Below are 14,566 nucleotides of genomic sequence, written 5' to 3' on the forward strand. Positions count from 1 at the left end.
TTTTCACTCATTAAAGTTTTCAACTAAAAAATCTATATATTTTAATAGTTATCAAAGTTATCCACAGATTCGAAATTTTATAATATCCTATAAAGTAAAAAAGCATTATTCTATATAAAATTCCTAAGATGTTTTTTAGGTACATGAAAGAAAATAACAAGTCAAATATACTACCATACTGACTTGTTATTTTTTTGAATGTGCCTTATTAAACATTAAAATTTATAGAATAATGCTTTATATTATATTGATTATATAATTTTTTTACATACTATCCCCTGTAATATCCCATAACTTTCTTCACATGTGTTCTAGTTTCTGATGGTAGTTTCCATATATCATCAACTGATGTTACCCCTCTTTTTTCAAGGGTTCCTGGCCCAGCATTATAAGCAGCCAATGATAACTCAATATTTCCATTATATCTTTTTAAATATCCTCTTAACTCTCTTGTCCCAGCATCTATGTTCTCAAAAATATCATATGGATTTTTAACTCCAAAATCTTCAACATTACATGGCATAAGTTGCATAAGTCCCATTGCTCCTGCGCTAGATTTCGCGTTAGGATTAAAATCAGATTCCTGTTTAATTAGAGACGAAATAAGTTTTGCATCAACTCCATACTTTTTGGATGCTTGTTCAATTGCTGAATTAATTTTTTCATCCTTAGTCTTAGGAGCCACTGAAGATGTTTCAGTTTCCATGCTTGTGTTAATTAAATCAGCTCTGTCACTTAAAAAACTTTCTAAATTCTGTCCACTTTGTCCATTCATACTTATGCTTTTTGCTATGTTCGAATCTGTATTGTCAGCCAGCCCCTTCATAACAGATTCTAATGCCATTTGAAACCCTATGTTATCCCCCATAGATTTTTGCATTATTTGAGTCATTAGCTGCGTTACTAATAAGCTTTGTACATTATCTACGTTCATATAATCCCCTCTTTCCTTTGTAAATTTTTATTCCATTATTGTAATAAAAGTTGATCCTTGAAAGTGAAAACTTGTCCCTTTTCACTTAAATCTTTATTTATCTACATAAAATTCATATATATTGTAATCTTCATAGGCTACAGATTTACATGAACTTTTAGATAATACAAGTACACTATATTTACCTTCTTTAAATGGTATAAAACTATAAAAATCTTTTTTACTATATCTTTGTACTCTCTTCCACTGCTCTTCATAACTCAAATAGAACTCATAACATACATCTTTTCCACCTTTACAATATGCATTAAAGGTCAAATCTTCATTTATTTTCCCTCTAATTCTGTTAAGTTTAATTTCTGTATCTGTTATTGGCATTGAATTGTGAACTAACAAGCTTACACTTTTTTTAGAATCATATTCTTTTTTAGAAGATTCATTTCTAGCTAAAGCCTCTAATGTATATTTTCCACTACATCTTGGAATAATCTTATAATGCTTTTTCATACTATAATCAGTAGATTCTACTAATTCATCATTTATATATAAGTTATACCTTAATAATATATTTCGAGTGTTTTCTGCTATAACTTCAATAAAAATTTCATCATCAACTCTATAGTATTCTTTTAAATCTAATAATACATAATCTATTTTTGCTGGTATAAACTCTTTTACATCAAAAAATAAGGTTCTATGATTATCAAATTCCTTAATAGAATATTTATCTTTAACCTTTATATCCATTCTATATTCAGCAGCTTTTTCTGGAGTAAAGTTTACCCAGTTACAATTATTAAAATCTATTTTTGCAACTTCAGTAGTTCCTTCATAAATCACAAAATTATATAACGGTGATATCCCACCCTCAGTTATAACTTCTATATTTATAGGTCTATTTTTCACATAATTTTTTTTATTATTTAAACATACATCTTTTATTCTAAGAGGTATATAAAATTCTTTATCAACTATATATGATATCTTTGCACTAGCTTCATATTGATCATTAAAACTACTATCCTTAACAAAAACCTCTATTATATATTCACCTTCATATTCTGTTTTCCATGTAAACTCTGGCGTATTTATATATCCACTGTCAACACTACAATTTCCATCAATTATAAATTTATATAATAAGTTTTGTCCACCTTCAGCTAATACTTTTATATTTACTTCTCTTCCTCTTAATTGAGGTGATGCTAAATCTGTAACTACATTTTTTATTACAACATCTTTATAAGGTTTTACTTCATAATTTATAATTGCTCTGTCATCCCATTGATCCTTAGAATACATATCTTTTGCCATGCATAATATTTTATATTTTCCAGGAAATTTTTCAACAAATGATACTATTTTTTTTGATGAATAATCTTGAACTAATTTACTTTTTCCCTCTTCGTTAATTTTATAGAACTTATATAATATCATCCTTGATTCATCTTGTTTTGTATCAACTTTAAAGATTAATTCTCTATTAACTATAACATCATCTTGTGTTAAACATTTAAAATTAGTTATTTCAACACATTCCAATTTTTCAACATTAATTGATATAGTTTTTGCTTCATCAAACTTTTTTTGCGAGCTAATCTCTTTGCATTCAACTAAAATTTCACATTCCCCTTCATTATTAAGAGTAAATACTAATATATTATCCCCATAGTAGTCTTTTATCATTTCCCAAGATCCATTATTTAAAATCCAATATCTATACAATAGATCTTTACATTCTGATTCAACAATTAACTCCAATTTATCTCCGACTTTATACGTAGACTTATCACATACTATATTATTAATAAAATTTGTAGTTTCTTCCCCAACTGAGTAGCTTACTTTATTGTAAAAATCAAAAGGCTTGGAACCATTTTTTTCCTTGCACTGAACTAGAATAAAATATTGTCCATCTTCCTTAGGTGTCCATAGAATTTTATTTTCTTCACTGAATTCATTAAAACTTTCCCATATACCGCCTTGTCCAATTAAAAATTTATATAAGACATCCTCCTCACAAATTGCTTTAATTTCTATAGGAGTATTTTTCTGTTGTGGACTTGGCAAATTAAAATCTATATCAATTGTATTCATAACTACAAAAACCTCCATATGCCTATAACCGTATATACTAATTATACATCAGTTCCATATTTTGTAACAACATCTTTTATGCTTTTTATTAAAATAATTATGAATAATTCAACTATTTTTAGTGCAATTTATATTTAAGGAGGTGTTTTTTATGCCAGGATTTACAAACAATACGTTTATAGATTACAAACTTAATGAAACTGATCCAAAACACAGAAAAAATAATCCAAGCATTGATCATCCATCATCCTCTGTTATACTTAATCCTTATCCTGTAAAAATAGATAACGGTATAGCTTTTCCTGAAATCCCAAAAGAAGACAACCATGCTTCTGAATTTAAACCTGGGGATTAAAAAAAAGAATGTGTCATGTTATATGACACATTCTATTAATTTTACTAAGCTTTTATATAGCCTATCATCATCTTCTGAATCTCTCTTTTTACTTCCTTTAGTTCTTCCGCCACTTCTTCTTACCTTACTAGAAATATGTCTTTCAAATAATAATCTATCCATATTTCCTTCTGAAAAAATGTAACCTTTTGGGCTTAATGCATATGCTTTTTTGCCAATTACCATTGCTGCAACTCCAAAATCTTGGGTAACTACAATATCATTTTTTAAAGTTTCGTTAAAAACAACCATATCAACACTTTGAAAAGCTATATCTATGAAAGAAACCTCTCCATAACTAAGAGAAATATTATGATTATAGGTGCAAAAAACCTTTAATGGAATATTATATTTGCTAGCTACTTTTTCAATAATGTGCATACCCGCACATCCATCACCATCAACTATTATTCTCATATTATAGTCTAGATTCAAGTTCTTTTTTTAAGTCCTCAAATCCTGGTTTTCCTAATAAAGCAAACATATTCTTCTTATAAGCTTCCACTCCTGGTTGATTAAATGGATTTACACCTAATAAATTACCACTTATTCCACATGCTTTTTCAAAGAAATACACTAAATATCCAAAATAGTATGCTGATATCTCTGGAACATTTAATATCATATTTGGAACTCCTCCATCATTATGAGCTAAAACTGTTCCTTGGAATGCTTTTTTATTAACAAAATCCATAGTCTTTCCTGCTAAGAAATTTAATCCATCAACATTTTCTTTACTTTCCTCTATTACAACTTCTCTCTTAGACTTTTCTATGTTTATTACTGTTTCAAATATGTTTCTTGTTCCCTCTTGTATAAACTGTCCCATAGAATGTAAGTCTGCTGAAAAGTCAACTGCTGCCGGGAATATTCCTTTGTTGTCTTTTCCTTCGCTTTCTCCAAATAATTGTTTCCACCATTCTCCAAAATAGTGCATATGAACTGGTTCATAATTAACAAGTATTTCTGTAGTTTTTCCTTTTCTATAAAGGGCATTTCTGATAACTGCATATTTATAGCAATTATTATTTTCTAAATCATCACAGCTATAAGCTTCTCTTGAATCCTCAGCACCCTTCATCATTTCTTCTATATTAATTCCAGCTGTAGCTATTGGTAATAATCCAACTGCTGTAAGAACTGAAAATCTTCCACCTACATCATCAGGAATAACAAATGTTTCGTATCCTTCTTCATCAGCTAAACTTTTTAAAGCACCTTTAGCTTTATCAGTTGTAGCAAATATTCTTTCTTTTGCTTTATCTTTTCCGTACTTATTTTCCATATAATCTTTAAATATTCTAAATGCTATAGCAGGCTCTGTTGTAGTGCCTGATTTAGATATTATGTTTACTGATATATCTAATCCTTCTATAGCTTCTAAAAGCTCTGTTAAATAAGTTGAACTTATATTATTTCCTACGAAAAATACTTGAGGAGCTTTTCTTTTATCCTTTGACATTATATTAAAGAATGAATGTCCTACCATTTCTATTGCTGCTCTTGGTCCTAAATAAGAACCCCCAATTCCTATAACTATTAAAACATCTGAATTAGACTTTATTTTTTCTGAAGCCTTTTTTATTCTATTAAATTCCTCTTTATCATAATTAACAGGTAAATCAACCCACCCTAAAAAATCGTTTCCTGGTCCTTTTTTTTCATGTAACATTTTATGAGCTTCCTTAACCATAGGAGCCATATAGTTTATTTCATGTTCTTCAACAAAATTAGTAACTTTAGATAGATCAAGATTTAGTTTTTTCATATTTATACCTCCATTGTTTAAATCCAATTGAACCTATTACCTAAAAATTTATATTCAATATTTGAACCTATTACTCCTTTTTTTATTTTACCTATTTATTAATTTTTTATAAATAAGTTTTTTTAAAGGTTTTCAAATGCTTATAATAAAAAAAACTCTCACTTTTTAGTAAGAGTTATCAAAAACATTTAAGCACCCATTAAAACATACACTATAAACCATATTAAGAATGCCCAAATTGCAAATGCTATTAAAACCATTGGCATTATTATTGTAAACTGTGCTATCATTATAGCCACCAAATCTTTAAATCCAACTTTTTCTTTTGGTATATCCTCATTATTGTCTAAAAAATTATTATACATAATTAATCCCCCTATGCTATAAAATTTCTGTCTAAGGTACATGAAAGAAAATAAGAAGTCAAATATACTAGCATACTGACTTGTTGTTTTTTTGAATGTACCTAAATTTAATCTTCTATATAAATTTCCTGTATGTCGTAAGTAAAATTTCTATATGGTGATACATTAAAGTTTTTTACTTTTGAACTAACCGCCATACCATCTCTTCTTCCATACAGATAAATATAAGGTACATCATCATTTAAGGTTCTATAAAGTTCATGGTATATTTTTATTCTCTTATTTTCATCCAGTTCTTCAATTCCTTGTTTTACTAGTTCATCAACTTTTTCATTAGAATATCCTGTTCTGTTTTGTACTCCTTCTTTTGAAAAAATTGTTGTGCAATCAGGCTCTGAATTCAATGCCCATGCCATAAAAAACATATCATAGTTTTTCTTAGTTTTACCTTCTTTTTTATCACTTAATATTTTCCTTAAAGTTTTAAAGTCTACTTCTTCTGTTAAAAATTTTATTCCTATGTCTTCATAGTTTTCTTTAGCATACTTAAAAATTGCATTATTCACTTCATTATTTTTTGTCTTTAAAAATTTTATTTCTAGTGGTTCACCATTTTTTTCAAATATCCTATTAGAATTTTTTATGTATCCACATTGTTCTATAAGCTGTATAGCCTTTTCCTTGTCATATTTATAACTTTCTATTCCTTCATCAGTATATGTCCATGAAATCTTAGATTGAGGTATATCAACAACTTCTCCATACTCTCCAAATAATTCTTTTACTATGCCATCTCTATTCAATCCATAAACTAATGCTTTTCTCATATTTATATTCTGCAATTTAGGATTATCTATTAAATTTAATCCAATATATCCATAACCATTATTAGGATAATGATATATATCAATAAATCCTAGTTCTTTTACCTCATTAATGCTTTTTTCATTAACCCCCATACTGACTATATCTATATCTCCATTTTTAAGTTCAGTTAAATAATCATCATTTATTTTTTTTATATCTATATTATTTATTTGAGGTCTTGCCCCAAAAAAGTTTTCATTTATCCCTAATTCTATAATCTTATCCTCAAATTTATTTATTCTATATGACCCTGAAAAAACCTCTGGACTCTTATTTAATAAGTCTACATATGATGTATCTCCTTGTTTATACTTTTCATCATAAATATGCTTTGGTAATGGTACTATATTAAGTAATCTTAAGGTTCTAGCATTTCCATCTTCAACTGAAATTTCAATAGTTTTTTTATCTATTTTTTTTATCCCAGATATATGATCACTATCTCCATTTTTATATTCATCACTACCTATAATCTTTAGGATATTTCTATTTGCCAATCCATTATAGCTTTCATCAAATAAAATCATATATGTAAATTCAATATCATCAGTTGTAATCTCAAAACCATCACTCCATTTTATATTATCTTTTAAAGTAAATTTATATTTATTACCATCATCTAACACCTTAGGTTCAGTTTTTAATAAATTCATCTCTAAAGTTCCATCATCCTTATTATTCATAAGACTAGAAAAAATTAGAGAATTAACTATTTCTTCATCATAAAAATTACTGTAAATAGGATTTAATATTTTATAATCATATTTCGTCCCTATTACTAATTTATTTCCTCTCTCTTTAGATATTTCTGGCATATTATCAATTTTTTCACCTTTAATTACTTTTACTTCACTTATATATCTAGGTATATCATATTTATTTTCTTTATTACATCCACTAATTATAGATATTACTGATATTCCTAAAAGAATAAACTTTGAATATTTAATTGTATTTTTTTTCATATGTATATCACCCTTTTTAATAGACTACAATTATTAGTTATGGTCATATACACATAAAATTATTCTTAGTCTAACTTTTTCTATAAAAGCCCCAATAAAACTTAAAGTTTCATGGGGGCCATATACAAAGTGATTGGGTAACTATTTTATTAAGTGACAAGCAACAAAGTGCTCATTTCCTACATTTTTATATTCAGGAATATCCTTTTTACAAACATCCATAGCATATGGACATCTTGTATGGAATTTACATCCCTTTGGAGGATTAGCAGGAGAAGGGATATCCCCTTTTAATAATATTCTATTTCTCTTAATAGTTGGATCAGGTACTGGTACTGCTGAAAGCAATGCCTTTGTATATGGATGTAGTGGATTGTCATATAACTCACCTTTTGGTGCAAGCTCTACTAATGATCCTAAATACATAACTCCAACTCTATGAGATATATGCTTAACTACACTTAAATCATGAGATATAAACATATAAGAGAAACCAAAATCCTCTTGAGATTGCATAAGTAAATTTATAATTTGTGCCTGTATAGACACGTCAAGTGCTGATACAGGTTCATCTGCAACTATAAACTCTGGATTTAAAACAAGAGCTCTTGCTATCCCTATTCTTTGTCTTTGTCCACCTGAGAATTCATGTGGATATCTTCTTATATGATAAGATGCAAGTCCACATATCTTCATAACCTCAAGTACCTTATCTGTAACATCAGCTTTTGTAGCCATATTATGTTGTATTAAAGATTCCCCTATTATTTCACCAACGGTCATTCTTGGGTTTAATGAACTGTATGGATCTTGGAATATTATTTGCATTTTAGGTCTTAATTTTCTTAATTCCTCTTTCTTTAAATCATGAAGCTTTATACCCTTAAAATCAACTTCACCTTCAGTTTTTTCTAGAAGTCTTAATATTGTTCTACCAGCTGTTGATTTTCCACAACCAGATTCACCAACAATTCCTAAGGTTTCCCCTTTTTTTATTTCAAAAGAAATTCCGTCAACTGCTTTAACATGTCCAACAGTTCTTTGAATTACTCCTGATTTTATTGGAAAGTATTTTTTTAGATTGTTTACCTTTAAAATTACTTCTCCTGCCATCTATTTCCCCTCCTCATAAAGCCAGCAAGCCACCTTATGTCCTGGTTCTACTTCTATTAATGGTGGTATTTGTTTTTTACATTTATCAAATGCTTTTTCACACCTATCACAGAAGTAACAATAGTCTGGCATACCTATTGGATTAGGAACTTGTCCTGGTATTGAATATAATCTTTTTTCCTCAGAGTCTTGATTTAAGGATGGTTTAGATTTTAATAATCCTTGAGTATATGGATGCATTGGATTTTTATATACCTCTAAAGCCGTTGCTTCTTCCGCTACCTTACCTGCATACATAACAACAACATACTCACACATCTCTGCAACAACTCCAAGATCATGAGTTATGAGCATTATAGATGTGTTTAGCTTTTCTTTAAGATTTTTCATAAGGTCTAATATTTGTGCTTGAATAGTAACATCTAGTGCTGTTGTAGGTTCATCAGCTATTAACAATTTTGGATTACAAGAAAGTGCCATAGCTATCATTATTCTTTGTCTCATACCACCTGAAAGTTCATGTGGATAAGAATCTACTATTTTATCAGCTCTAGGTATACCAACAAGGTTTATCATCTCTATTGACTTTTTCCTAGCATCAGAGTGTGATAATTTTTGGTGTAATATTATTGCTTCACTTATTTGATCTCCAACAGTAAATACTGGGTTCAATGATGTCATAGGCTCTTGGAATATAACAGAAACCTTGTCTCCTCTAAAATCCATAAGCTCATCTTCTGTCATTTCTAGTACACTTTTACCATCAAATATTATATCTCCACCAACAATTTTTCCTGGAGGATTAGGAATAAGTCTCATAAGAGACATAGCTGTTACAGATTTACCACATCCAGACTCTCCAACTATCCCTATGGTCTCCCCTTCTCTTATTTGAAAACTTACGTCATTAACTGCTTTTACAATACCATCTTCTGTATAAAAATATGTTTGTAGATTTTTAAATTCTACTAATGTCTTAGCCATGATACCCCTCCTTACTTCTTAAGCTTTGGATCTATTGCATCTCTTAAACCGTCACCAAATAAGTTTATTGCCATAACAGTTAAAAATATACATGTACCCGCTGGAACCCAAAGCCATGACCTATTCTTTAAGTTATATAAATCATTTACTGTTTGAATTAAATTACCCCATGTAGGTGTTGGCTCAACAACTCCTAAACCTAGATAACTTAATGCTGACTCTGTAAGTATATTTCCACCTAGTGCTAATGTTGCTGTAACTATTATTATAGGTATAACATTTGGAAGAATATGCTTAAACATTTTTCTGTTATCTTTTATTCCTAAGGCATCAGCTGCTTGCATATATTCTTGCTCTCTTATAGAAAGAACATGTCCTCTTACCATTCTACACAGTCCTGGCCATGCTAAGAACCCTATTATAAACATAACAACATAAATTTTCATATCTGGAGGAAATCCCATATCTGATAATACAGCTGCTAGAATTATAAGTAATGGTAAACTTGGTATACTCATAAATATATCAACTATTCTCATTATGATATTATCTGCTATTCCACCATAATATCCTGCTACTATACCTAGTATTGTTCCTATTAAAACTTCTACTACAACAGCAGATATACCAACAAATAAAGATTTTTGTCCACCTACCATTGTTCTAAGTAAAACATCTCTACCCATCATATCTGTTCCAAGTATATATTTCGATGATGGTTTTTCATATTTTCTACCTACAAATTCATAACAATCATATCCTTTTACTGCACTGTATATTATTGGGCCTACTATAGCAAATAAAAGCATAACAACTAAAAGTATCAATCCTACAATTGCTAGCTTATTTTTTTTAAGTCTTTTAAAAACTACCTTAAAAGGAGATTCAATCTGCTCTTTTTTATCTTGTACTACAACTGAATTATTATCCATTTTAATATTTTTATTTTCACCCATATTGATTGCCCCCCCTATTTAAGTCTTATTCTAGGATCTACTAATGCATAACTTACGTCTGCTATTAAGTTTCCTAGTAAAGTTAATAAAGCTAGTAATACTTCAAATCCCATTAAAAAAGTGTAATCTCTTCCATTTATTGATTCTATAGCAATTTTACCTATTCCTGGCCAACCAAAAACCTGTTCTGTAAGTATTGCTCCACCAAATAATCCTGGAAGTGACATTCCAAGTATTGTAACTATAGGAATTAATGCATTTCTTAAAGCATGTCTATAAACAACAACCTTTTCTTTTAGTCCTTTCGATCTAGCTGTTCTTATATAATCTTGTCTAATAACCTCAAGCATAGCTGTTCTTGTGTACCTCATAAGTCCTGCTAAACTTCCAAGAGCAAGAACTAATGTTGGAAGTATCATATGATGAATTACATCTAAAACTGCTTTGCCTCCAGTATATTTTGCTCCAATAGAAGTCATTCCTGATACTGGAAACCACCCAAGGTTTAAAGAGAATATTTTAATAAGTACCATACCAAAGAAAAATGACGGTATAGATATTCCCAAAAGTGCAAATACTGTAAAAAATTTATCAAATCCTGAATATTGTTTTGTTGCTGATACAACTCCAATTGGTATAGCTATAAGTGTACTCAAAATAAATGATGCTACTGACACATAAAAAGAATTCCATACAAATGTTCCTATAACTTTTGAAACAGGCATTTTTTGTCTAATTGAGTCACCAAAATCAAATTGAGCAGCTTTTTTAACCCAATTTACATATCTTTCTACAGGGTTTCCAACTAGTCCATATTGTACTCTTAATTCCATGCGTTTTTCCTCTGACATTTTAGGATCTGCTATTCCGTCTACAGCATCTCCTGGTGCCATAGCAAATATTATAAATAATAAAAATGAAATACCTATTATAACTGGTATCATTTCCAAAAGCCTTCTAGTTATATATTGCCTCATAAAGCTCCCTCACTTCCTTATTTTTACATAAAGCTTTTTTTAACTATACCCGAGAAATACTTCTCGGGTATAAAATAAATATTATTCTAAAGTTAATTCATGAAGATAGTTATAATAACGGTCATAGCTTGTGTCTTTAAATCCTTTAATTCTTGAGCTAGTTACATAACAATTCATTCTTTGATTTAAAAATAAATATGGTAAATCTTTATTTAATCCTTCAGCCAACTCTTTAAATATTGGTTTTCTCTTTTCTTGGTCAATTTCAGCTATTTCTTTTTTCATAAGCTCATCCAACTTAGGATTTGAATATGCTGTTCTATTTTGAGAACCAGTTGTTGCAAATAAATCCGTTGGATCCGGTTCTGGTACCAATTGCCATGACAGAGACCACATATCAAAATTACCAAAGTCATCTTGTGTTTTAGCTTTGTTAAGCTTATCAACAACAGTATTAAAGTCAAATTGGTCTGCAATAAATTCTATTCCTAAACTTTCAAATCCACTTTTTATAATTGGTATAAGAGCAGCATTTCCCTCTGAATCTACTGATTGAAGGAATCTAATTTTAAATACTTCTCCATCCTTTTCTAGTTTTCCAGCTGAATTCTTCTTCCATCCTGCTTCTTCAAATAATTTAGCTGCTTTATCTAAATTAAATTCATATTTTTCAAAGTTACCATCTTTAGGATAAGACCATGATGCCTTAGATAAAGGTGTATCTAGAACCTCACCATATGCTCCATTCATAGTATCCACATATTTTTGTCTATCTACTGCATACATTAAAGCTTGACGAACTTTTAAATCCTTTAACTTTGAATTACCAAGGAAATTCAGTCCTATATATGAGTATCCATTATAAGGATAATATAATGTGTCTACAAAACCTAAATCTTTTATTTGTTCCATGCTTTCTGGATTTAATGCTGGATTAAGAAAGTCAATCTCTCCAGCTTGTAATTGAGCCATCTGTGTCTTAGGTGTGATTGTTTTATATATAAGATTTTTTATTTTTGGTTTTCCAAGATAAAAGTTTTCATTAGCCTCTAAATCAACTTCTTCACCTGGTTTATAACTAACAAATTTGTATGGTCCTGATGTAACCTTTGGTTCTCTGTGTAATGCTTCAACCTTACTTAAATCTCCTTGAGTATATGCTTTTCCATAATAATGATTTGGCATTGGAGTTGGAGCTATATAAGTTAACGTAAGAGCATTTACTTCTTTAACTGTAACAGCTAGTGTTTGTTTATCTATTTTTTTAATTCCTGATATATCTTTTGCTTTTCCTTCATGGAACTCTGTATATCCTAAAATTTCAGCACTTGTAATATCATTGTTTCCTGTATATGCTTTGTCCCCTAATATTTTAAAATAAAGTTCCATATCATCTGAAGTTATAGGTTCACCATCACTCCATTTTACTCCATCTTTTAATTTAAAAGTAAATGTCTTTCCATCTTCAGAAATCTTTGGCATATCACAAAGACCAGCTCTAAAACTAGCATCCTCATTATAAACAAGAGCATCTGAAAACATTGCCTTACATACTTCTTGGTCATAAGCACTATTAGTATATAAGGGATTAAAAACTCCTTTGTTATCTTGTATTCCCATTACTAATGTGTCTTTTCTGTTTTTAGCTACATCTGGAACCTTATCTGGTGATTCTGCTTTAAGATGTTTAATTGCACCATCCGTTTGATCTAAAGGTGCATCACCATTATTTGCTTCACTTGAACCTGAACCACTACCTCCACCACAAGCTGTTAAAGCTACGGATAAACTCATTAGTCCAGCCATTGTAAGCATTAACTTTTTTCTGTTCATAAATAATATCCCCCTCTTTTTTAAATAATATCTTTGAATAAAAATATTTTTATCATTACTTATAAAACGAATCCTCATTCAGGTTGAGTTTTATCCACTATCTGAACTTTGGATAGGTTAATCTAGGGACGTAGCACATGTTATTCCCCACCCCATAAGAGGATAAGAGTATTACAGTTGCTAGCCGTCAGATAAAATAAGTAATGGGTTAGACATTTCTTTATATTATAAATCTTCTGTTAATTAAAATCGATACTTAACTCAATATCATTTTTTATAAAATCAATTATAATTATTTTTACAAAACATGTAAATATATTTTTTTGTGGTTTTTTAACTTTTTTTCTTTTGAATTTATTTTAGGTAATAATATCATGTTTGCCTTTTAATGTCAATGATTCCGGTTTATTGATGTGTTTTTCCCAGTGTTTAACTATTTGTTTAAGATTACTTTAAATATTATCACATTTGTTGATAAACTTTCAATAGTTTTCCTTATTTATTAATAAGTTTATTTTTAAACAAAAGTATTTTATGTGAAAATTATTCAAATAGTGTTTTCTTTATTTTGATTCATAGTTATTTATATTATATTCAAGGGTAATTTTTATATTTTAACATAATTTCGTCTTTCACATAAAATGAATGGTTTTTTTCAAATGATTTCATTTCATCTAAAAATTCATTTGAAGAATCTTTATAACAATATAATAAAAAAATGGCTACACCATTTTTTAAGTGACAAGTTTCCAGTGACAAGTTTAGGTTGAAAACCACAGGTTTTCTTAAAAAGCATTTCTTATTTCACAAAGTTATCCACAGATTCAAAATCTATAATATACTATAAAGTAAAAAAATATTAATAAGTATTATTAATGTTTAATAGTATAATTTTCAACACAAAAAAGCCCAACAAATTAAAAGTAATTCATTGGACTAATTTAAATAGAAACTATATATAAATTTTACCCCCGTAAATTTACACATAAGCATATATATTCCGTTCACATTAAAATATATGCTCATTCTAAACCCCACTTAAATAAAGTTAATAATAAAATATATTTATACCACGTTTTTATTATAACAGATATCTCGCCTCTTGTAAACGTTATAGTGACTATGAATTACAACACCCTGTTAAAAGTTTCAAGAGTTTAAGGAATTTATAAGAACAAAAGGCTGAGCTCTTTTTTTAATTGACAATTGACGATTATTGTTGAGAGTGGAAAGTTGAAAGTTCAGGTTGAAAATCACAGATTTTCTCTAAATTATATTTTTTAAATTTTAAAATCTTCCTTAGAAGATTTATC

Annotated in this window: 12 protein-coding genes; 1 reads left to right on the forward strand and 11 read right to left on the reverse strand. The window is 28.9% G+C overall.

Annotation, left to right across the window (positions count from 1 at the left end; genetic code table 11):
* Positions 1 to 271 precede the first annotated feature (271 nt).
* Together BM119_RS18435 and BM119_RS18440 are read right to left on the reverse strand one after the other, a co-directional pair.
* The gene (locus BM119_RS18435; RefSeq protein WP_090043179.1) at positions 272 to 934 is read right to left on the reverse strand and encodes a lytic transglycosylase domain-containing protein; all 663 of its coding nucleotides are present in this window, start codon (positions 932 to 934) and stop codon (positions 272 to 274) included.
* A 93-nt stretch (positions 935 to 1,027) separates the two neighbouring features.
* Entirely contained in the window at positions 1,028 to 3,031 is a 2,004-nt protein-coding gene (locus tag BM119_RS18440; RefSeq protein WP_177199500.1) for a triple tyrosine motif-containing protein, read from the reverse strand.
* A gap of 151 nt (positions 3,032 to 3,182) precedes the next feature.
* Between BM119_RS18440 and BM119_RS18445 the strand changes: the two genes are divergently transcribed.
* On the forward strand, positions 3,183 to 3,386 hold the full coding sequence (locus BM119_RS18445) for a hypothetical protein (protein WP_090043181.1): 204 nt from the start codon (positions 3,183 to 3,185) through the stop codon (positions 3,384 to 3,386).
* A gap of 18 nt (positions 3,387 to 3,404) precedes the next feature.
* Here the strand turns inward: BM119_RS18445 and BM119_RS18450 are convergent, their stop codons facing one another.
* The 9 genes from BM119_RS18450 to BM119_RS18485 all read right to left on the reverse strand — a co-directional run bounded on the left by BM119_RS18450 (position 3,405) and on the right by BM119_RS18485 (position 13,253).
* Positions 3,405 to 3,842 (reverse strand): DUF188 domain-containing protein, encoded by a 438-nt coding sequence (locus tag BM119_RS18450; RefSeq protein WP_090043182.1) that lies wholly within the window; start codon positions 3,840 to 3,842, stop codon positions 3,405 to 3,407.
* A gap of 1 nt (position 3,843) precedes the next feature.
* On the reverse strand, positions 3,844 to 5,193 hold the full coding sequence (locus BM119_RS18455; protein WP_090043183.1) for a glucose-6-phosphate isomerase: 1,350 nt from the start codon (positions 5,191 to 5,193) through the stop codon (positions 3,844 to 3,846).
* Between the two features lie 188 nt (positions 5,194 to 5,381).
* Complete coding sequence (locus BM119_RS20095) at positions 5,382 to 5,558, reverse strand: hypothetical protein (RefSeq protein WP_177199501.1); 177 nt, start codon at positions 5,556 to 5,558, stop codon at positions 5,382 to 5,384.
* A gap of 107 nt (positions 5,559 to 5,665) precedes the next feature.
* Positions 5,666 to 7,390 (reverse strand): ABC transporter substrate-binding protein, encoded by a 1,725-nt coding sequence (locus BM119_RS18460; protein WP_090043184.1) that lies wholly within the window; start codon positions 7,388 to 7,390, stop codon positions 5,666 to 5,668.
* 141 nt (positions 7,391 to 7,531) lie between these two features.
* Complete coding sequence (locus BM119_RS18465; RefSeq protein WP_090043185.1) at positions 7,532 to 8,503, reverse strand: ABC transporter ATP-binding protein; 972 nt, start codon at positions 8,501 to 8,503, stop codon at positions 7,532 to 7,534.
* Positions 8,504 to 9,487 carry an ABC transporter ATP-binding protein gene (locus BM119_RS18470; RefSeq protein WP_090043186.1) on the reverse strand — a complete coding sequence of 328 codons (984 nt, stop codon included), beginning with the start codon at positions 9,485 to 9,487 and terminating at the stop codon, positions 8,504 to 8,506.
* An 11-nt stretch (positions 9,488 to 9,498) separates the two neighbouring features.
* Entirely contained in the window at positions 9,499 to 10,443 is a 945-nt protein-coding gene (gene opp4C / locus BM119_RS18475) for an oligopeptide ABC transporter permease (RefSeq protein ID WP_242948470.1), read from the reverse strand.
* A 14-nt stretch (positions 10,444 to 10,457) separates the two neighbouring features.
* Positions 10,458 to 11,420, reverse strand: a complete 963-nt coding sequence (locus BM119_RS18480; RefSeq protein ID WP_090043187.1) for an ABC transporter permease — start codon at positions 11,418 to 11,420, stop codon at positions 10,458 to 10,460.
* An 81-nt stretch (positions 11,421 to 11,501) separates the two neighbouring features.
* The gene (locus tag BM119_RS18485) at positions 11,502 to 13,253 is read right to left on the reverse strand and encodes an ABC transporter substrate-binding protein (RefSeq protein ID WP_177199502.1); all 1,752 of its coding nucleotides are present in this window, start codon (positions 13,251 to 13,253) and stop codon (positions 11,502 to 11,504) included.
* Between the last annotated feature and the right edge of the window lie 1,313 nt (positions 13,254 to 14,566).

It is taken from the genome of Clostridium frigidicarnis, from assembly GCF_900111985.1.
Taxonomy (GTDB): Bacteria; Bacillota; Clostridia; order Clostridiales; family Clostridiaceae; genus Clostridium_Z; species Clostridium_Z frigidicarnis.

What these genes read in the sequence shown, in the direction of transcription:
- BM119_RS18445 (WP_090043181.1), top strand. Translation starts at nt 3,183, where the DNA reads ATGCCAGGATTTACAAACAATACGTTTATAGATTACAAACTTAATGAA.
- BM119_RS18485 (WP_177199502.1), bottom strand. Translation starts at nt 13,253, where the DNA reads ATGAACAGAAAAAAGTTAATGCTTACAATGGCTGGACTAATGAGTTTA.
- BM119_RS18470 (WP_090043186.1), bottom strand. Translation starts at nt 9,487, where the DNA reads ATGGCTAAGACATTAGTAGAATTTAAAAATCTACAAACATATTTTTAT.
- BM119_RS18465 (WP_090043185.1), bottom strand. Translation starts at nt 8,503, where the DNA reads ATGGCAGGAGAAGTAATTTTAAAGGTAAACAATCTAAAAAAATACTTT.
- BM119_RS18450 (WP_090043182.1), bottom strand. Translation starts at nt 3,842, where the DNA reads ATGAGAATAATAGTTGATGGTGATGGATGTGCGGGTATGCACATTATT.
- BM119_RS20095 (WP_177199501.1), bottom strand. Translation starts at nt 5,558, where the DNA reads ATGTATAATAATTTTTTAGACAATAATGAGGATATACCAAAAGAAAAA.
- BM119_RS18435 (WP_090043179.1), bottom strand. Translation starts at nt 934, where the DNA reads ATGAACGTAGATAATGTACAAAGCTTATTAGTAACGCAGCTAATGACT.
- BM119_RS18455 (WP_090043183.1), bottom strand. Translation starts at nt 5,193, where the DNA reads ATGAAAAAACTAAATCTTGATCTATCTAAAGTTACTAATTTTGTTGAA.
- opp4C (WP_242948470.1), bottom strand. Translation starts at nt 10,443, where the DNA reads ATGGGTGAAAATAAAAATATTAAAATGGATAATAATTCAGTTGTAGTA.
- BM119_RS18460 (WP_090043184.1), bottom strand. Translation starts at nt 7,390, where the DNA reads ATGAAAAAAAATACAATTAAATATTCAAAGTTTATTCTTTTAGGAATA.
- BM119_RS18440 (WP_177199500.1), bottom strand. Translation starts at nt 3,031, where the DNA reads ATGAATACAATTGATATAGATTTTAATTTGCCAAGTCCACAACAGAAA.
- BM119_RS18480 (WP_090043187.1), bottom strand. Translation starts at nt 11,420, where the DNA reads ATGAGGCAATATATAACTAGAAGGCTTTTGGAAATGATACCAGTTATA.